Origin of the sequence: Rathayibacter sp. AY1F4 (genome assembly GCF_002931775.1) — a bacterium.
Lineage (GTDB): Bacteria > Actinomycetota > Actinomycetes > Actinomycetales > Microbacteriaceae > Rathayibacter.
Genome location: NZ_PSVE01000014.1, coordinates 86,763 through 104,918 on the forward strand (window position 1 = coordinate 86,763; position 18,156 = coordinate 104,918).

The window sequence follows — 18,156 nt, forward strand, 5'->3', positions numbered from 1 at the left end:
CGACCCCTCCTGCGATGAGACCCGCGATGCGGTCGACGCGACGCGCCTCTTCAGTATGCGGAGTGACCCGCTCCGGGCTCGACGGTCGGGTGGAGCGTCGGGAACGGGGCGGCCGCGCGGAGCGGCGGCGTCGACGGCCGGGATCGAGCCTCCCGGAGGCCACCTCGTCGCGCCCGCGTCGGCGACCCGCGCCTGCTTGACTGCTCCCATGGAGATCTTCATCGGAGTGGTCGGCCTGCTCGGCGGGCTGGTCATCGCCGGGCTCGCGGTCGTCGCGGTGGTCATCGGACGGCGGCGGGCGGTGCCTGCGTCGCTGGTCGACGTCGAGGTGCGGCTGACGCACGCCGGGGACGACTGGTGGCGGGTGGGCGCGCGGGTGCGCAACTCCGGCCGCTCGCTCGTGCCGGTGACGAGCTACAGCGACGGGCGGCCGATCTCGGTCGATCTCGGCGGGGCCGTGTCGGCGGAGTGGTACGGGTCGGCTCCCCGATCGGACGCGTGGCGGATCGATCCGGCGGTCGGGCTCCTCCTCGGACCCGTCGCGCTGGAGCGCGGGGCCGACCTGGGGGCGACGATCGTCGTGCGCGGGCGGCCGCAGGTGCGGATCGACGCGCCGCTGCGCTACGTGCCGGTGCGCGAGAACGTGATCGAGTCGCAGACGCCGGACGCCGCTCCGGTCTGGGGCGTGTCCGAGGCCGCCGCTGCAGCCGGCCCGCCGGCACCTCCCGCGCCGATCCGGCCGCGTCAGCAGCGCCCGATGGACGCCGACCCGGCACGTCCCGAGCGCGAGAGCATCCTCCGCGGCGGCTTCGGAGTGTGGGCGGCCATGATCGCGGGCGGTGCCGGAGCCGTCGGCGTCGCGATCGGGATCGCCCTCGAGCTGGCCGGCGTCGAGGCGTCGGGGCTGGGCGGCGCGGGCATCATCCTGATCGCGGCCGGCTTCCTCGGCCTGGTCGGCACCCTCGTGATCCGGCTGCTGCGCCGCTGGCTCGAGCCGCCCGCCCTCTGGCGGACGCCCGCGCAGCGCCTCCGCCGCCCCGGGACGATCACCGTCCTCATCCTGAGCTACGCCGGACTGGCGCTGTTCTGCACCGAGTTCGCAGCGCAGTCGGTGACGGGCGACACGACCTGGGTGGCCGGTGTCGCCGTGCTGATGCTGATCGCCGCGCTGATCGGCATGGGACTCGTCGGGTTCCTCCGCCTGGTCGTCCTGCTCGGCGTGCGCCGCGCCTCCCGGGAGACTCCGTGACCCGTGAGGTCGTCGTCGTCGGGGCCGGCCTGGTCGGAGCGGCGACAGCCCGCGCCCTCACCGAGCGCGGCGATCGCGTGGTGCTCGTCGAGCAGTTCGAGCGGGGTCATGACCGCGGCTCGTCCCACGGCGCGACGCGCATCTTCCGCCGCGGCTACCTCGAGGAGGACTACCGCGCCCTCACCGGACGGGCCGGGCGCGCCTGGGCACGGCTGGAGGCCGAGACCGGCCGCCGCCTGCTGCACCCGGTCGGCGCGATCGACCACGGCGACCCCGCCGTCCTGGCCGCCGTCGAGGCTGTCCTCCTGCGCGACGGGATCCCCGTGGTGCGGATCGAGGCGGACGAGGCGCAGCGGCGCTGGCCGGGACTCCGCTTCGAGACCGACGTCCTGCTGCACCCCGAGGGCGGACGCCTCGACGCGGCGGCCGCGATCGACGCGATGCTCGACTCCGCCCTCGGACGCGGCGCCGTCCTCCGGACGCGGACGCGAGTGCTGGGCATCGAGGAGCGCGCCGACGACGTGCGCGTGCTGACCACCGACGGCGCCCTCGAAGCCGACGCGGTCGTCGTGGCCGGCGGATCCTGGACGCCTCCGCTCGTGGACGGCCTCGTCCGCGCGGCCGGCCGACGCCTCCCTCCGCTGCGCGTCACGCAGGAGCAGCCCGCGCACTTCGCGACGGACCTGCCCCTCGACTCGTGGCCGAGCTTCGCCCACCACCGCGCCGGCCTGCCCGTCGTCTACGGGCTCGCGACGCCCGGAGTCGGGGTGAAGGTGGGCGAGCACAGCACCGGAGTCGTCGTCGATCCGGACGAGCGCACCTTCGAGCCCGAGCCCGGAGCGCTCGCCCGCCTCGTCGGCTACGTCGCGGAGTGGATTCCGGGCGTGGACGCGGCGAGCGCCACTCCGATCAGCTGCCTCTACGACAGCACGCCCGACGAGGACTTCGTGCTCGACCGCGTGGGCCGCGTGACTCTGGCGACCGGGTTCTCGGGGCACGGCTTCAAGTTCGGTCCGGTCCTGGGCGAGCTGCTCGCGGACCTCGTCGCCGGCGGAGCGGCGCGGGAGCGGTTCCAGCTGCTGCCGGCGTGAGGGGCGGGTGCGTCTGGAGGAGCGGCTTCCGACCGGGGAGCAGCGGATGGCTTCCGACGCAGCAGCGTCTGCTCAGCGGCCTGCGGGGCCCGTCCCGTGCTGCTCGCGGCCGTCCGGGTCGAGGAGCACGGCGTCGTCCCAGCCGCTCGCCGCCTCCGTCGTGCGGGCCTTCGCCGGCGGGCGCCGCGCGACCGCGACGACGATCAGCGCCCCCAGCATCACCAGGGCGGCGGTCTGGAGCGGCGGCGCGACCATCGCGAGCGCCTGCCGCACGTAGAGCTCCGGCGGGACCGTGATCGAGTCGCCCTGGTACTGGTTCGGCAGCAGGAGGACCACGACCGGGAGCGCGAGCACGGCGGCCCAGAGGACGACGGTGACCGCGATGGCGGCGGCCCAGAGAAGGCGGACCCGCGTCATCAGCGGGGAGCCCTCAGCAGCGGGACCACGACCGCCAGGCCGAGCGCGATCAGGCCGACGGTGAGGAACGGTCCGATCGCGTTGTCGCTGAGCACGCGGAGGTACTGCTCGGGCCCGAAGGCGCTCTGCGACGGCGAGTAGTCGTACCAGCTGTGGGAGCTGTTCCAGAGGGCGAGGAGTCCGACGAGGACGCTCACGGCGCCGACGACCGCCAGGGCTCCGGCGATGCGGCGAGTGGAGACAGCAGGGCGGTGGTCGGCGTCGGGCGCGTCGTGACGGTCACCGGAGTCGGGTGCCGCGTCGCCGGGAGCGGAGTCGGGTTCGGTGGGGAGCGGGACGGTCGGCTCGGTCGGGAGTGGGGCTGTCGGCTCCGCGGGTCGGGGCGCGGTCGGCTCCGCGGGTGTCGGGACGGCCCGCACCGCCGCTCTCGCGCGCTCAGGAGCGGTCCGTCGGCCGGAGACTCGGGAGCCGGTCGGGCCGCCGACCGATCGCACGTCCTCCTGATCAGAAGCGGACCCGCCACCTCGCCGGCCGGCCGAGCGCCCGATGCCCGAGGTCCCGCCCGACAGGAACGGGGAGCGGAGGCGCTCCTCTCCGCTGCCGCGCCGCTCGGCCTCGCGTCCGTCGTAGCCGCGCTGGAAGCCCGCGTGGTAGCGCGGGTCGGTGCCGCCCTCATCCGTTCCGCCGCTCTCGCGTGGGGAGCCGTCCGCTCCGGTGCTCCGCGCCATGCCGTCCCCCGCTCCGTGCAGTCGGGCCATCATGTCGCACCTCGCCCGCTGCGGGGAGGTGCCGGCGGAGCTCGGGGTGCGGTCGGCGGAGGCGGGGGTTCAGCGCCCGGCCGCGGTGGTGCGGGACGGGAGGCTGACGATCCCCGCTCCGACCAGCAGCAGGCCGATCGTCACCGCCGTCAGGGCCGGCCAGCCACCGGCTCCGACGGCCAGGCCGAGGAGCCAGCCGCCGGCGGCCGAGCCCGCGTAGAAGGCGATCGTGTAGACCGCGCCGGCGTGCCCGCGGAGTGCCGGAGCCGCCCGCGCTCCCGTCCAGGCGGCGCCGGTCGCGTGCAGGGCGAAGAAGCCGGCCGTGAAGACGAGGAGTCCCGCGATCACCACGGCGACGTTCTCGGCGAGCATCACCAGCAGTCCGACGATCATCAGGGCGACGCCGATCCGCATGACGAGGCGGGGACCGATCCGCGGTCCCCATCTCCCCGCGAGCCGGGAGGAGACGGTTCCCGCGAGGTAGGCGGCGAAGAGGAGGGAGACGAGCGCGGGCGCGAGTGCGAACGGCGGCGCCTCGAGCCGGAACGCCAGGTAGTTGTAGACCGCGACGAACACGCCGACCGCGAGGAACGTCTGCAGCGCGATCGCGACGAGCATCGGATCGCGGAGCACCTGCGCCGTCTTCCCTCGCCAGCCGCCGGGGGCCGCCTCGCGCGCGCCGCCGCCCCGGGGCGCGAGCACCGCGAAGACGATCGCCGCCGCCGCGCAGACGGCCGTCACGACGAGCAGGGCTCCGCGCCATCCGAGCGCCGCCGCGAGCGGTCCGGCGAGCAGGCGTCCGGCCGCACCGCCGATCGTGGTCCCGGAGACGTACGCCGTCGCGGCGGCCGTCGCTCCGGCGCCTCCGACCCGGTCGTGGATCGCCGCGACGGCGAGGGCCGGGACGGCACCCAGTGCCGCTCCGCCCAGGAAGCGCAGGACGAGCAGGAGCTCGAAGGTCGGGGCGACGCAGGCGAGCAGCGCCAGGACCACGGACGTGAGGACCGCGATCCGCATGGATTCGAGCCGTCCGATGCGCTCGGCCACCGAGGCCCACGGCAGCACCGAGAGCGCCAGCCCGAGGGTCGCGGCCGAGACCGTGAGCGCGGCGTCGGACGGGGCGAGGGCCCACTCCCGCGCGAGCTGCGGGAGGACGCTCTGCACGGCGTAGAGCTCGGCGAAGGTCGCGACTCCGGCGGCGAGGAGGGCGATGGTCAGCCGCCGCTGCGAGAAGGGCGCCGCTGCGCACATCGGTCGGGTGCCTGCGGCGGTGCTCATGATTCCGACGGTAGACCGCCTCTGGGTGCATGACTAATGTCCCTTCTCGTACTGTTCATGCGTTCTGGTCATGTCCGGATCTAGGGTGGTGGCGTGTCCGACGACTGGCCCGCGACCCTCCGCCTCCTGCCCCTGCTCGTCGCGGTCGCCCAGACCGGGAGCGTCACGGCGGCGGCCGCCGAGCTCGGGATCCCGCAGCCGACCGCGAGCCGGTCGCTCGCCCGGCTGTCCGCCCTGGTCGGCACTCCCCTGGTCCGCCGGGAGGGCCGCGGGGTGGTGCTGACAGAGGCGGGGACCCGTCTCGCCGAGGCCGCTCAGGACGGCATGTCGGTGATCCGCGCCGGGCTCGCGGAGGTGCGGCAGGCGGGCGACGTGGAGCACGGCCGGATCGACCTCGCCTTCCAGACGCTCCTCGGGGAGAGCTTCGTGCCGGATGTGATCCGCCGGTTCCGCCGCCGCTGGCCGCAGGTCGGCTTCGGGCTCCGGCACGGCTCCCGAGCGCTCTGCCTGCGGGCCGTGGCGGAGGGCGAGTCCGAGCTGGCGATCGTCGCGGATCCGCCCGATCTGCCCGGCACCACAACGACGACCCTCTACTCGGAGCCTCTCCTCGCGGTCGTGGACCCTCGTCATCCGCTGGCCTCGCGGCGCTCGGTCACGGTCGAGGACCTCCGCGGCCTCGACCTGATCATGCTGGCGCCCGGCTACGGCCTCCACGAGTCGGCCCGGCGCCTGCTCGCCGTGGACGGCCGCGACCCGGTGCCGGCGTTCGAGGTCGGCGACTACCGCGCCGCCCGAGGACTCGCGGCAGCCGGCCTCGGACTCACGATCCTGCCGCCGAGCCCGTCCTCGGTCGACGACGACGTCCGCGAGATCCCGATCGACGATCCGGGCGCGAGCCGTGAGATCGGTGTGCTCGCCCGCGACACCGGGAACCCGGTCGTCCCCGAGTTCCTGCGGGCCCTGCACGCCGCGGCGGCCGCCCGGCGCCGGTGACCGCTGCTCGGCTCTGCTGTCAAGCACAGGAAGCGGAGGCCCTTCGTGCAGCAAGCTTCGAGAGGATCCCCGCACCGCCAGCGACACCCCCCTCCCCCGCTCCTGCACCACGTCACCGAGGACGGCCCCGGTCATGATCCTTCTCCGCACCCACGCCAACCGCTGGACCGCGCGCGCCCGCCGCAGCGGCGTCGTCCTCGGCATCATCACCCTGGTCTCCGACCTCCCCCGCCCGGCCTACCGGACGGTCCGCCTCGATCCGACAAGCGGCGAACGCGTCCTGCTCCGCGACACCGCCGAGCTCGAGGAGGCCTTCGCCGTGCTCCTCGCCGGGCTCGAGCGCTCGCGCATCGCGGCCTCGGCGCCCCCGGCCGAGTCGGCTCCCCCGTGCGCCCCGGTCGACGCGCCCGTCGCAGTCGAGGACGACCTCGAGGAAGCCGCCTGACCCGACGGCGTCCTTGCGGGGAGACCCTCACCGCGCATCAGGTGCCGAGCTCTCCGCCCGCCTCCTTCACACTCGACGTGTCGGATCGACGTGCCGTGACACCTCGACCGGCGGATCCGTCCTCGGCAGGTCCCGCGGGCCGATGACCCGTCGGAGCCGGGCCGACCTGCGCGACCGCAGGAGAGCCCGGCGCCAGCGCGGATCGGTGCGGGCTCGGAGGTGGGGGTCGAGCGGGCGGAAGCCTCCCGCGGTCCGCTCCTCGATCAGCACGATCGTCGCGGTCGCGAGGTGCAGTCTCCGGACCGGCTCCCTCTCGGGATGCGGATGCCCGGAGCGCGTGCGGAGCTGCTGCTCCAGCTGCTCCGGGTCGGCGGACCACCAGGTGCTGACGCCGACGCGTCCATCGGGGAGAGGGAAGCGCTCGGTGATGCGGTACGGGAGGCCGTGCTCGGTCATGCAGTAGTGCCTTTCGAGGAGAGGGTCCGGGAGCCCGGGCCGCGTTGCAGCGGCCCGGGCTCCGGTTCACGAGATGCGGGTCGAGCGACGGCGCAGCGCCGTCAGGGCGCCGCCGGCCAGGAGCAGAGCGCCGGCTCCGGCCGCGAGGGGCCCGGCCGCCGCTCCCGTCGAGGCGAGGACCGTCGGCACGAGTCCGACCGGAGGCACCGCCACCTGGGCGCAGCTGGCTCCGCCGTCGTCCGCGCACGGGTGCAGGACGGTCGTCGGATCGAAGCCCTCCGGGACCTCGGTCAGGCGCGCCCGGTTGGGGATGGTCCACGCGTCCACGCCGTCGGCGACCCGTCCGGTCACCGTGAACGTCGTCGACGCTCCCGGGGCCAGAGACAGGTTCTCGACAGTCAGGTCGGACGACGCCGGGCCGCCGTCCCGGGAGATCGTGACGTCGCTCAGGTGCGCGAGCTCGGGGATGTCGGTGAGGGTCACCCCGTCCGCCGGCCGAGCCCCCTCGTTGGCGACCACGATCCGGAACACGGCACGCCCGCCGTGGTCGACCTGATTCCCGATCGCCGTCTTCTCGATGGAGAGCCTTCCCTCGACGGGCGGCACCGAGATCTCGGCGCAGGACGACGTCGCATCGTCAGCGCAGGCGTTCTCGACCGTCGGCGGGTCGAAGCCCTCGGGCTGGTGGGTGATCGAGACGCGGTTGGGCAGGGTCGCGGAGTCGTACCCGTCGGCGACCCGGCCGCTGACGTGCAGCGACACCTGGCCGCCGGCGGGGATGTCGAGACCCGTGACGGGCTCCGTGGCCGGCTGCGTTCCTCCGGCGCCGTTCTCGATGGTCGCCTCGAGCAGGTGGTCGAGCGTCGGGACGTCGGTCACGGTCACGTCCGTCGCGTCGACCGTTCCGGTGTTCGCCACGACGATGTCGAAGCCCGCCGTGCCGCCGTGCTCGGCGCTCGCCTGGGACGCGGTCTTCCGGATCAGGAGCGACCCCTCGCCGATGTCGTGCGGGACGGTGGCGCAGGGGTTCGCGTCGGTCCCCGTGCCGGACGAGGCGGGAGCGAAGGGCGCATCGGCGAGGCAGGCCGTGTTCGTCAGCGCGCGGTCCCCCTCGCCGGTCACGATCACGTCGAAGGTCAGCTCGGCCGTCGCCCCGACCGGCAGGCTGCCGGCCGCCCAGGAGATGCGGCCCGTCTCCGCATCGATCGTGGTCGTGCCCTGCGAGGCGCGGAGGGAGCCGGAGTCGAGCTCGGCGTCGTCGAGCACGCCCTTGTCGAGGTAGTCGATGACGGCGGCGTCGGTGTAGTCCCCGGTCCCGTCCGAGGTCAGCGTCACCCGGTAGGGCACGCGGGCGCCGCGGAGCAGCGGAGTGGCGGAGTCGACCGACGAGGTCTTCGCGATGGTCACGTGCGGCGCGAGCGGATCGAGGCGTGCGACCGCGACCGCACCGTCCGAGCCGTAGGCCCAGTCGTCGATCGCCCGCAGGTCGCCGTAGGAGCCGTGCACCGAGTCGTTGGCGTTGGGGATGCGGCCCCGCCCGGAGTCGTCGCCCTCCCAGCGGTGCACCCCGCCGGACGAGTCGGTGCCGCCGTCGCCGGACGTCACCGCGGAGGTGCCGGAGTACCGCTCCGAGTTCGATCCGGCGAGGAGCGAGTCGTCCCAGTGGACCATCGACGGGTCGTCGCCGCCGCCGGTCGACCTCACGACGGACACGCCGCCGGCGGACGTCTCGGCGTCGACCCGCGTGAAGTGGAACTCGTTCGTGCGGCCGATGGAGGCGCGGAAGGTGACGTCGGGGTCGGTCACGTCGACCGTCCCGCCCTTCGCGTCCCGTCCGTCCCAGTCGACCGAGAAGGGACCGGTCGTCCCCGCGATCCGGGTGAGGTGCACGTCGCGCTCGCCGTCGTAGGAGCCGTCCCCGTCCGCATCGACGTCCACGACGACGGTGCCCGGCTGCGTCCCCAGGACGCCGGTCAGCGTGCCCGCGTCGGAGCCCGCGGTCGACCGACGGAAGGCGAGGCCCTCGATCGTCGGCGCGCGGTAGGCCGGAGCGATCGACTCCGGCAGGTCGGACGACGGCGGGTCCAGGAAGAGCTTGTAGGTCTGCAGGCCGTCGATCCCGGAGCGTCCGGACGCCTGCACGTACTGAGCCCCGATCCCGCCCGCCTCGCTCGACTGCGGCATGGGGACCGAGAGGTAGGACGGATCGGACGACCCGGCCTTCACGTTGCCCTTGTTCGTGGCCTGGACCGTCGAGGCGACCCCGTCGTAGCCGCGCAGCCCCAGCTCGTAGCGGGCGCCCGTCTCCGTGACGGCGTGGAGCGTGAAAGACGAGCGCCGCTCCTCGGGCGAGGAGTAGGACTCCTTCGCCCCGGACTGGATCGCATAGGAGTCGGACCACACCCGGCCCGCGACCGCCGCGCCCCGCGCGTCCTGGACGCCGATGCTCCAGACGAGGTTCACCGGCGCCGTCACGTCGTCGTCGGACACCCGGATCTGGAAGACGCCGGTCTCGTCCGCCACGAACGAGCCGCCGGCGGAGACCGAGGGCGCCGCTCCGGGCGCGAAGTCCTGCTCGTCGAGGACGGCTCCGCCCGGAGCCGTCACCCGGGCGGTACCGCCGCCGGTCTCGCCCTCGCCGGCGCCCGAGCCCGCCTGGAGCGGGTGGAGGTCCACCCGGAGCGTCTCGCCCTTCTGGACCCAGGCCGAGACGGTCGTCACGCCGGCGTTCGTCGCGCCTCCCTGCAGGAGGGTGTTCTCGATCGTCGTGTGAGGACCGTCGGCGGCGAGGGCAGGCGGCGGCGCGAGGCCTCCGCCCAGCAGCCCGCTCACGAGCACGCAACCCGCCGTCGTGCCGACCAGCGCTCGCGCCGTCCGCGCTCGGGGTCGTCCGCGCTCGTCCTGCCCCGACTGTTCCGTTCGACTCATCCGATGTCCTCTCCTCTGCCGACCGAGCGCACTGCGTCGGCGGCGACCGTTCAGCCCCACGGAAGGAGAGTATTGCTCGGTTCGACGTCACCGCGGCCGGTACGGCTGCATCCGTGGAGAACGGCGCGAGATGGGCGCTGTGGAGGAGGAAACGGCGCGCGAGAAGAGCCGAGCGGCGTGCTCGCGACGGGTGATCGCGGAGCCTGCGCGGAGTGACCGCGAGCGCGGGCGAGGACTGATCGCGGATGCGGGCGGAAGACGGTCGGCGCCATCGACGGCGCGAAGAGGCGTCCTGCGAGACGGAGGACCGGCCGTTCCGTCGCCCCGCGCTCTTCGGGAGACCGACGCCGACAGCCACCGGAACGAGCGACTGTTAAAACGAGAACGGCCCGCCGAAGCGGGCCGTTCTGCTCTGTCTCAACCAGAGTGCGCCCGGAGGGATTCGAACCCCCAACCTTCTGATCCGTAGTCAGATGCTCTATCCGTTGAGCTACGGGCGCAGTCCATCGCGTGGGCCAGAGGCGCACGCAACGAGGTACGACTATACATGCCGGGAGCCCCCTCCGCGAATCGGCGGCGGCGGCGCAGACGACTCCGTCTCGCGACGCCGCCGCAGCCACGAGAACCCAGGCTCCGTCGCGGTGTCCCGGAGCGCCTCGCAGAGCCTCCGACGGGCGGACGCCGCTGCTCCCCCTCACGGCGTACCGTGGGCTCATGGAGGCCGCCGCGATCGAGCTCGTGGGCTTCGTCGTCTCTCCGCTGCACCGCTACGAGGGCCGCCCCGCCGATGGCCCGGTGCCGTCCGAGGGCAACGAGCAGCCCGAGCGGATCGAGATCCGCGCAGGCCTCGGCATCGTCGGCGACCGCTTCTTCGCCCAGCGCGCGCACCGCCCCGCGGCGATCACGCTCTTCGCGGTCGAGACCCTCGAGCACATCGCCGCCGAGCTCGGCGCAGGGCCCTTCGACCCCGCCGACACCCGCCGCAACATCATCGTCCGCGGCGCCGACGTCGATGCGCTCGCCGGCCGTACGTTCGCGATCGAGCAGGGCGGGGAGCGGATCGAGTTCCAGGGCGGACGACCGGCGAACCCCTGCGCCTGGATGGACGTCGTGCTCGCCCCCGGAGCGTTCCGGGCGATGCGGAGGCGCGGCGGCGTCCGGACCGCCCCCCTGACCAACGGCGTCCTCCACACCGGGCCGGCCCGTCTGATCCTCCACAGGTCGGACGACATGCTGATCTGAGCCCGGCGGCGAGCGCCTAGGCTCGCAGCGACCGACTCCCCCGATCGAAGGAGGCCCCGTGCTCCGCCCGAGCGACCTCCTCCCCACCCTCGCCACGACCCTGCGGCGCGGAGTCCGCGACGTCTTCGCGACCACGCGCTCCCGGGGGCGGGATCCGCACCGCCGCACCCGCAGCACCGACGTCTCGGTCCAGCGCGTGCACCACCGCGACGTCTGGGCGCGGGTGAGCACAGTGGGGCGCGACGGCGAGCGCACGTTCGTCCTCGTGCCGGGGATCGGAGTCGCGGCCACCTACTTCGAGCGCCTCGCGCCCGCGCTCAACGAGTTCGGCCCGGTGCACGCTCTCGACCTGCCGGGCTTCGGCGGCGTGCCGCACCCGATCGACGCGCGGCGCATGGACATCGGGGACTACGCCGAGCTGGTCGGCGCCGTCATCGACGAGCTCGGCCTCGACGATCCCGTCGTCCTCGGCCACTCGATGGGGACGCAGGTGGTGGCCGAGCTCGCCGCCCGCCGTCCGGAGCTGACCACCATCGTCCTGCTCGGACCCGTGATGAACCGGCACGAGCGCCGCCTCCCGACCGCCGCGCTCCGCTTCGCCCAGTCGAGCGTCCGCGAGCCGCTCAAGGTCGCGATCCTCGCCGCGGGCGCCTACCTCCTCTGCGGACCGCGCTGGTTCTCCCGTGTGCTGCCCGAGATGATGCACTACCGGATCGAGGAGACCGTCCCCCGGATCCGCGCGTCCGCCCTCGTCATCCGCGGCGAGTTCGACCGGCTCGTGCCGCGCGAGTGGGCGGAGGAGATCGCCCGGTCGATGCCGCATGCGCGGGCCTGGGAGATCCCCGACGCCTCCCACTCCGTGATGCACGCGCACGCGGAGGAGGTCGCCCGCCTCTGCGTCGAGCACGCGCGGGCGCCGCAGCCCGACCGGGACGAGGCCGCCCTCCGCCGCTACCCCGACTCGGAGGTCGACCATTCCGAGGAGGACGCGCCCACCGAGGACCCGATCGGCGCTCTCCGGGGGCGCATCACCGAGCTGGCCGGGATCCTCGTGGACGACGACTCCCTCATCGCCGAGGGCAAGACCCTCCACGCCGAGGCGAGCGATCCCGAGGCACTGCACCAGGTCGCTCCCGACCCGGGCGACGGCGAGCTCGTCGAGGGCGGCGGATCGAGGGAGGACGGCGAGCAGGACGGCTGACCACCGCAGGCCACCACGAGCCGCATGTCGCGCGGCGCGAGACGCCGAGCGCCCGCGAGAGCAGCCCTCCCGCCGACGCCACTCGGCGCCCGCCGGTCAGGACTCCGCGCCGACGATCTCCTCGCGGATGCGCCGCAGGTCCTCGGCGAGCGCCCCCAGCAGGATCCAGTGCTGCGGGTGCGGAGTCGCGATCACGAGCGGCGCGGTGAGAGCGGGCAGCTCGTCGGTGATCGCCTCCGGCTCGGGAACGTCGACCGAGGACTGCACGAGGAGCCGCAGATCGTGGGCGGCCCGGTGCAGCTGGACGGCGATGTCGGCGATCGTCGGCTCCCCGACGAGCTCGTCGTCGTAGAGGTCGTGCACGGTCCGCGTCATGCCGCGGACCCGGGTCACGATGCGCCCCAGCCGCGGGACGACGGAGTCGAGGGCCAGTAGCCGGTCGCGGTGGGCGGAGCGGCGCGGGTTGAGGCGGAGGGACTCCTCGCCGGTCGCGATCGCCTCCTCCGCCTTGCTCTGCATGGTCTGCAGCAGCCGGGCGTTGATGAGCAGCTCGTCGAGCCGGCGTCGCGGGACGGGGGCCTGGAGGGCGTCGCCGAGGTCGTCGAGGGCGGCGGCGAGCTGAGCGGTGAGGTCTCCGATCGCCCGCTCGGCCGGCGCCAGCACGACCGGAGGGACGATGAGCACGTTGATGACGACTCCCACCGCCGCGCCGAGGAGGGTCTCGAGGATGCGGTCGAGCGCGTAGTTCGGCGTGACCGCGCCCACCGAGAGCACGAGCATCGCGCTGATCGGGATCTGCACCGCGGAGGCGGGGGTCAGGCGCACGGCCCACCCGACGGCGATCGCGGCCACGATCGCGAGGAGAACGATGATGCTCTCGCCGCCGAGCACCGTGCCGATCACGGATCCGACGATCACGCCGATGATGACGCCGACCGAGCGCTCGAGGGCCTTGGAGAACGACTGGTTGATGCTCGGCGCGACGACGAGGAGCGCGGCGATCGCGCCGAAGACGGGCAGCGTCCCCGGGAAGACGACGCCGGCGAGGAGCCAGGTGACGACCGTGGCCGCCGCCGTCTTGACCAGCTGCAGCACCGGCGGCCGCGTCGGCACGGTGAAGCTCGAGGTCAGGCGCATGGGACCACGGTAGCGAGCGCCCGCCGCCTCGCGGTCCCCGCGCGCATCACCGGCTCGCGGCCGCCTCGACGCTCGCGAGCACCGCGCGGAGCGAGCGCGACGCCTCCGCCCGCAGATGGGCGGGCACCCCCGAGAGCAGCGCCCGCTCGGCGTCGAGCACCTCGGGGAAGGCCCGGCCGACCAGCTCCTCCCCCTCGCGAGTCAGCGTGATGAGCGAGCCGCGCCCGTCCGCCGGGTTCGCGGCGCGCCGCACCAGGCCCCGCCGCTCCAGCGAGTGCACGCGCTTGGTGATCGCGGGAGCGGAGGCGAGGGCGATCGTCCGGAGGGTCGTCGGCGACTGCGGAGCGCCGGCGCGACGCAGCGTGGAGAGCACGTCGAACTCGCCGCGGGTCAGCCCGTGGGCGGCGAGCAGCTCCTCCGTCGCCCGGACGATCAGCGCGGAGGCGCGGATCACCCGCCCGACGACGTCGACGGCGGAGGTGTCGAGCTCGGGCCGCAGCACCGCCCAGCCCGCCCTGATCTCGTCGACCGCGTCATCCGGCTGGCTTTCAGAGTCATTCACGCGTAAAGTATATCTGCTTCACCCGTGAAACACTCCTCCGGCCGCCGCCGCTCGGACCCCGATCAGAGGACCCGATGGCCGCCACCCCCGTTCTGCCCCACCCCCGCGAGCTCCTCGCCTTCGGCCCGCACGCCGGCGCCCATCGCGTCGCCCTGCGCGCCGGCGTCTCGATCGCCGTCCCGCTGCTCGTCCTCTGGGCGCTCGGCCGCACCGATCTCGCCCTCTACGCGACCTTCGGCGCCTTCACGGCCCTCTACGGTCGCCAGCACACGCACCGGCCGCGCCTGCTGATGCAGCTGTCGGCAGCCGCGTTCCTCGTCACCACCGTGACACTCGGCACCGTTGTCTCCCTCTCTCCTCACCGCGACTGGCTGATCATCCCCGTCGTGGTCGCCGTGACCGTCGCGGCCGCCTACCTGAGCGACGCCCTGCACTGGCACCCGCCCGGCCCGCTGTTCCCGGTGTTCGCCGTCACGGCGTGCGCGTCCGTCCCGTCCGAGCCCTCGCGGATCCCGCTCGCCGTCGCTCTCGCCGCGGGCTCCGCCGCCTTCTCGCTCGTCGTCGGCCTGAGCGGTCTCGCGCTCCCCCGCGCACGCCGCCTCGCCCCGACGCCGTGGCGCACCTCGTTCCGCGCGGCGGCGGCCCGTCCGGCGACGCGCGCCGCCCTGCTCCGCTTCGGGGCCGTCGTCCTGGTGGCAGGCACCATCCCGACCGCGACCGGCCTGGGCCACCCCTACTGGGCGATGATCTCCGCCGTCGCAGCCGTCTCGGGAGCTGACGCCGGCGCCCGGCTCGTGCGCGCGGGCCACCGGATGCTCGGCACGATCGTCGGAGTGCTGATCGCGGCCGCGCTCCTGGCCCTGCCGCTCTCCCCGCTCGCCGTGATCGTGGTGGTGGTGCTCCTCCAGATGACCGCCGAGCTCGTCGTCGGCCGCAACTACGGCCTGACCCTCGCCTTCGTCACTCCGCTCGCGATCCTCATGGTCGAGCTCGCGCATCCCGTCGACGAGCTCGTGCTGCTGCGCGACCGGGCGCTCGAGACCGCGCTGGGCGTGCTCGTCGGAGTCGTGGCGACGCTCCTGACCCACGCCGCCTCGCAGCGCTCCCGCTCCTAGGCTCAGGAGGATGGACCGCACGATCCCCGCTGTGCTCGCCGAGATCGCGGCGGCCGTCGCCGAGGTGCGCGAGGTCGCACGGTCACAGCAGGACGGCGAGCGGGCCCGCGCCGCGGACCGGCTCGACGAGCTGTTCGCCGGAGCGACGACCCGCGGAGAGGTGCGGGCGGCGGCCGCCGACGCGCTCGGGCTCTGGGGCGGGGCGGGCTCCTTCTCGGACGTCGGCTCGGCCGAGGCCGACCACGCGGTCAGGCGCCTGTACCGGGCCCTGCGCGTCGGCCGGTCCCGGCTGCTCCGCGCCGGCTGACCCGCTCGTCACGCCCGCCGGACGCCGCCGGAAACGACGAAGGCCCCCTGCTTCCGTGGAAGCGGGGGGCCTTCTCGTTGGCGGTACCGGTGGGATTTGAACCCACGGTGGACGCAAGCCCACACATGTTTTCGAGACATGCTCCTTCGGCCGCTCGGACACGGTACCGGGGTCGAGTGTACGCGACGGCCGGAAGTCGCGCCAATCGAGCGGACCGGCCGCCGTCAGGCGGGGAGGAGGAAGCCGAGCACGCGGTCCCACTCCGGGATCGCGAGCAGGTGGCCGCGGCCGGGCACGACCTCGAGGCGGGAGTCGGGCAGCCGTGCGGCGTACCACTCGGCGTGGCGGCGGCCGGCGACCGCGTCCTCGGCGCCGTAGAGGAGGAGCGCGGGCGGCTCGGCGGACTCGACGGCGAAGCCCCAGTCCTGCACCCCGTAGCCGATGAGGTCGGCGGCCATGCCGAGGGCGCCCTGGGCGACGGCGCGCTCGAGCATGCGCGAGAGGCGCTCGCGGACGCCGGGGGTCTCGAGCACCGCGGTGTCGGCGTCGCCGGAGCCGAGCATCCCGAGCAGGGCGTCCGGGGCGGGGGTCGGGCCGAAGGCGCCCTCGAGCGTGCGGGTGAGCGAGCGGACGGCCTCGTCGAGCGGAAGCTCGGCCAGGCGGGCGAGCTCGGCGCGGTTCTCGTCGCCGACCCACGGCACGGCGTCGTCGGGAGCGGGCGTGCCGATCACGGCGACTCGCTCCACGAGGCCGGGGTAGTTCGCGGCGAGCGCGAGGGCCACGCGGCCTCCCGCCGACCAGCCGGCGGCGCTGACGGAGGCGATGCCGACGGTCGCGAGGTACTCGGCGATGTCGGCGGCGGCCTGCTCGGGGCTGGCGCCGACGCTCGCTCCGGCGGGGTCGAGGTCGGTCAGGAGGGAGGAGGCGCCGTAGCCCGGGCGGTCGAACGAGAGCAGGCGCACCCCGTGGCGCGCGGTCGCCTCCGGGTCGGGGTCGAAGTCCGAGGAGCCGGGAGCGGGATGCGCCAGGACGACGACCCGCTCGGCGCCCTCGGGGCCGGACCAGCTGACTCCGAGCGGGCGGCCGGACTTGAGGACGTGCACTGTCGAGGGCATGTCCCCCAGTCTCCCGCAGACGTCCGACGCCGACGGGGCGGCGCTCGGGGCGGAGTCGTTCTCCGAGGCGCGATCCTCCGCCTCCGCTCCTCCGCGACGACGCTCCTCCACAGACGGCTTCCACGAGACCTCTCCCCCGGCCTGGCGCGCCCCGCTCGCGGCGTCAGTGGTCGACGGTACTGTCGAAGACACGTTCGAACGAGCGGCGGTGTCGGGGGTCCCCCGTAGCGTCGCGCTCGTCCCCCTCCTCGCCCCGAAAGGACCTCATGGCCTCCTCGAAGACGCGCACCGCCCCGTACCGCTGCTCGGAGTGCGGATGGACGACCGCGAAGTGGGTCGGCCGCTGCGGCGAGTGCCAGCAGTGGGGCTCCGTGATCGAGAGCACCGAGCGAACCGGCCTCGTCCGCGCGGTCGCCGCTGTGGCTCCGGCCGCCGGCCGCATCGCGCGGCCCATCACCGAGATCGAGACCACGTCGGCGGCGCACCGCCCCACCGGCGTGGGCGAGCTCGACCGCGTGCTCGGCGGCGGGATCGTCTCCGGTGCGGTCGTGCTGCTCTCGGGAGAGCCCGGCGTGGGCAAGTCGACCCTCCTGCTCGAGGTCGCGAGCCGCGCCGCGGCCGAGGGCCAGCGGGTCCTCTACGTCAGCGCGGAGGAGTCGGCCGCGCAGGTGCGCATGCGAGCCGAGCGCACCGGCGCGATGCACGACAGCCTCTTCCTCGCGGCCGAGACCGACCTCGCCACCGTGCTCGGCCAGATCGACGAGGTCCGACCGGACCTGCTCATCGTCGACTCGGTGCAGACGGTCGCGAGCGACACCGTCGACGGCCTGCCCGGCGGTCCCAGCCAGGTCCGCGAGGTCGCCGCGACCCTCATCCGCGTCTGCAAGGAGCGGGCGCTCCCCCTCGTGCTCGTCGGACACGTCACGAAGGACGGCTCCATCGCGGGGCCGCGCCTGCTCGAGCACCTGGTCGACGTGGTCTGCCACTTCGAGGGCGATCGGCAGACGGCGCTGCGCTTCGTCCGCTCGCTCAAGAACCGCTTCGGCCCGACGGACGAGGTCGGCTGCTTCGAGATGACCGCCGAGGGCATCGCCGAGATCCCCGACCCGAGCGGTCTGTTCCTCAGCCGCACCCGCTTCCCCACCCCGGGCATCTGCGTCACGGTCGCGATGGAGGGACGCCGCGCGCTCCCCGTCGAGATCCAGGCGCTCGTGATCGCGAACGACGGCGAGCACCCCCGCCGCGTCACGAACGGAGTCGACGCGTCCCGGGTCGCGATGATCCTCGCGGTCCTCGAGCGGCAGGCGGGCATCCCCCTGCGGCGCTGCGACGTCTACGTGTCGACCGTCGGCGGCGTGAAGCTCATGGAGCCGGCGGCGGACCTGGCGATCGCGGTCGCCATCGCCTCCGCGCACGCCTACACGCCGCTGCGGCCCGGGATCGCCGCGTTCGGCGAGATCAGCCTCTCGGGAGACATCCGGCCCGCCTCCGGAGCGAAGCAGCGCGCCTCCGAAGCGACACGACTCGGGCACTCCTCGCACCTCGACTCCAGCGCCTTCACCCTCTCGAGCGCGATCACCCACGCGCTCGTCCCCGTTCCCGAGCGCATCCGTCCGGAGCGGGTCCCCGCGCACTGACGGTCCCGTCCCCGGCACGCTGCACACGCACCCGTCCACCGCTCGGAGCCGCGGGCGCCCCCGTCCACCGCATCGTCGATGCATCGACACCGGAGGCGAACACCGGCTCCATGGGCACTGCTCAGCAGCTCCCCGCGCCCACCGCACGCGTCCGCTCCGCCCACCGCGACCGGCTACTGGCCCTCGACTCCGTCGTCCCGCGGCTGGGGCGCATCGTGACCCGGG

The 18,156-nt window shown here is 74.3% G+C and carries 17 protein-coding genes and 2 tRNA genes; 9 read left to right on the forward strand and 10 right to left on the reverse strand.

Annotated elements, in window-relative coordinates; genetic code table 11:
• Window positions 1–208 precede the first annotated feature (208 nt).
• Both C5C59_RS10510 and C5C59_RS10515 read left to right on the forward strand, forming a co-directional pair.
• Entirely contained in the window at window positions 209–1,249 is a 1,041-nt protein-coding gene (locus C5C59_RS10510) for a hypothetical protein (protein WP_104239296.1), read from the forward strand.
• Entirely contained in the window at window positions 1,246–2,340 is a 1,095-nt protein-coding gene (locus C5C59_RS10515) for an FAD-dependent oxidoreductase (RefSeq protein ID WP_104239295.1), read from the forward strand. Before C5C59_RS10510 ends, C5C59_RS10515 begins: the two co-directional genes overlap by 4 nt.
• A gap of 72 nt (window positions 2,341–2,412) precedes the next feature.
• On the opposite strand, the gene C5C59_RS10520 is transcribed toward C5C59_RS10515, so the two are convergent.
• The 3 genes from C5C59_RS10520 to C5C59_RS10530 all read right to left on the reverse strand — a co-directional run bounded on the left by C5C59_RS10520 (window position 2,413) and on the right by C5C59_RS10530 (window position 4,793).
• The gene (locus tag C5C59_RS10520) at window positions 2,413–2,757 is read right to left on the reverse strand and encodes a hypothetical protein (RefSeq protein WP_104239294.1); all 345 of its coding nucleotides are present in this window, start codon (window positions 2,755–2,757) and stop codon (window positions 2,413–2,415) included.
• On the reverse strand, window positions 2,757–3,515 hold the full coding sequence (locus tag C5C59_RS10525; RefSeq protein ID WP_146082876.1) for a hypothetical protein: 759 nt from the start codon (window positions 3,513–3,515) through the stop codon (window positions 2,757–2,759). Before C5C59_RS10525 ends, C5C59_RS10520 begins: the two co-directional genes overlap by 1 nt.
• 69 nt (window positions 3,516–3,584) lie before the next feature.
• Window positions 3,585–4,793 (reverse strand): MFS transporter, encoded by a 1,209-nt coding sequence (locus tag C5C59_RS10530; RefSeq protein ID WP_104239292.1) that lies wholly within the window; start codon window positions 4,791–4,793, stop codon window positions 3,585–3,587.
• Window positions 4,794–4,886: 93 nt separating this feature from the next.
• Here C5C59_RS10530 and C5C59_RS10535 point away from each other — a divergent pair, with 93 nt between their 5' ends.
• Both C5C59_RS10535 and C5C59_RS10540 read left to right on the forward strand, forming a co-directional pair.
• The gene (locus tag C5C59_RS10535) at window positions 4,887–5,786 is read left to right on the forward strand and encodes a LysR family transcriptional regulator (RefSeq protein WP_104239291.1); all 900 of its coding nucleotides are present in this window, start codon (window positions 4,887–4,889) and stop codon (window positions 5,784–5,786) included.
• Between the two features lie 133 nt (window positions 5,787–5,919).
• Window positions 5,920–6,231 (forward strand): hypothetical protein, encoded by a 312-nt coding sequence (locus C5C59_RS10540; RefSeq protein ID WP_104239290.1) that lies wholly within the window; start codon window positions 5,920–5,922, stop codon window positions 6,229–6,231.
• Window positions 6,232–6,297: 66 nt separating this feature from the next.
• Here the strand turns inward: C5C59_RS10540 and C5C59_RS10545 are convergent, their stop codons facing one another.
• The 3 genes from C5C59_RS10545 to C5C59_RS10555 all read right to left on the reverse strand — a co-directional run bounded on the left by C5C59_RS10545 (window position 6,298) and on the right by C5C59_RS10555 (window position 10,115).
• The gene (locus C5C59_RS10545; RefSeq protein WP_104239289.1) at window positions 6,298–6,687 is read right to left on the reverse strand and encodes a hypothetical protein; all 390 of its coding nucleotides are present in this window, start codon (window positions 6,685–6,687) and stop codon (window positions 6,298–6,300) included.
• Between the two features lie 66 nt (window positions 6,688–6,753).
• The gene (locus C5C59_RS10550; RefSeq protein WP_146082875.1) at window positions 6,754–9,615 is read right to left on the reverse strand and encodes a DUF11 domain-containing protein; all 2,862 of its coding nucleotides are present in this window, start codon (window positions 9,613–9,615) and stop codon (window positions 6,754–6,756) included.
• A 427-nt stretch (window positions 9,616–10,042) separates the two neighbouring features.
• A tRNA-Arg gene (locus tag C5C59_RS10555) sits at window positions 10,043–10,115 on the reverse strand.
• A gap of 214 nt (window positions 10,116–10,329) precedes the next feature.
• Between C5C59_RS10555 and C5C59_RS10560 the strand changes: the two genes are divergently transcribed.
• Window positions 10,330–10,857, forward strand: a complete 528-nt coding sequence (locus C5C59_RS10560; RefSeq protein ID WP_104225994.1) for an MOSC domain-containing protein — start codon at window positions 10,330–10,332, stop codon at window positions 10,855–10,857.
• A gap of 58 nt (window positions 10,858–10,915) precedes the next feature.
• On the forward strand, window positions 10,916–12,058 hold the full coding sequence (locus C5C59_RS10565) for an alpha/beta fold hydrolase (RefSeq protein WP_104239287.1): 1,143 nt from the start codon (window positions 10,916–10,918) through the stop codon (window positions 12,056–12,058).
• Between the two features lie 96 nt (window positions 12,059–12,154).
• Here the strand turns inward: C5C59_RS10565 and C5C59_RS10570 are convergent, their stop codons facing one another.
• Both C5C59_RS10570 and C5C59_RS10575 read right to left on the reverse strand, forming a co-directional pair.
• The gene (locus C5C59_RS10570; RefSeq protein ID WP_104225996.1) at window positions 12,155–13,195 is read right to left on the reverse strand and encodes an aromatic acid exporter family protein; all 1,041 of its coding nucleotides are present in this window, start codon (window positions 13,193–13,195) and stop codon (window positions 12,155–12,157) included.
• Window positions 13,196–13,241: 46 nt separating this feature from the next.
• Complete coding sequence (locus tag C5C59_RS10575) at window positions 13,242–13,757, reverse strand: MarR family winged helix-turn-helix transcriptional regulator (protein WP_104239286.1); 516 nt, start codon at window positions 13,755–13,757, stop codon at window positions 13,242–13,244.
• Between the two features lie 74 nt (window positions 13,758–13,831).
• On the opposite strand from C5C59_RS10575, the gene C5C59_RS10580 reads away from it, so the two are divergent.
• A complete protein-coding gene (locus C5C59_RS10580) occupies window positions 13,832–14,872 on the forward strand; it encodes an FUSC family protein (protein ID WP_104239285.1) in 1,041 nt (346 codons plus the stop codon).
• 10 nt (window positions 14,873–14,882) lie between these two features.
• Window positions 14,883–15,179, forward strand: coding sequence for a hypothetical protein (locus tag C5C59_RS10585; protein ID WP_104239284.1), 297 nt, complete (start codon window positions 14,883–14,885; stop codon window positions 15,177–15,179).
• A gap of 78 nt (window positions 15,180–15,257) precedes the next feature.
• On the opposite strand, the gene C5C59_RS10590 is transcribed toward C5C59_RS10585, so the two are convergent.
• Window positions 15,258–15,347 (reverse strand) — tRNA-Ser (locus C5C59_RS10590).
• A 56-nt stretch (window positions 15,348–15,403) separates the two neighbouring features.
• Complete coding sequence (locus C5C59_RS10595; RefSeq protein WP_146082874.1) at window positions 15,404–16,294, reverse strand: alpha/beta fold hydrolase; 891 nt, start codon at window positions 16,292–16,294, stop codon at window positions 15,404–15,406.
• A 266-nt stretch (window positions 16,295–16,560) separates the two neighbouring features.
• Here C5C59_RS10595 and radA point away from each other — a divergent pair, with 266 nt between their 5' ends.
• Window positions 16,561–17,931, forward strand: a complete 1,371-nt coding sequence (gene radA, locus C5C59_RS10600; protein WP_104239282.1) for a DNA repair protein RadA — start codon at window positions 16,561–16,563, stop codon at window positions 17,929–17,931.
• The last annotated feature ends 225 nt before the right edge of the window (window positions 17,932–18,156 follow it).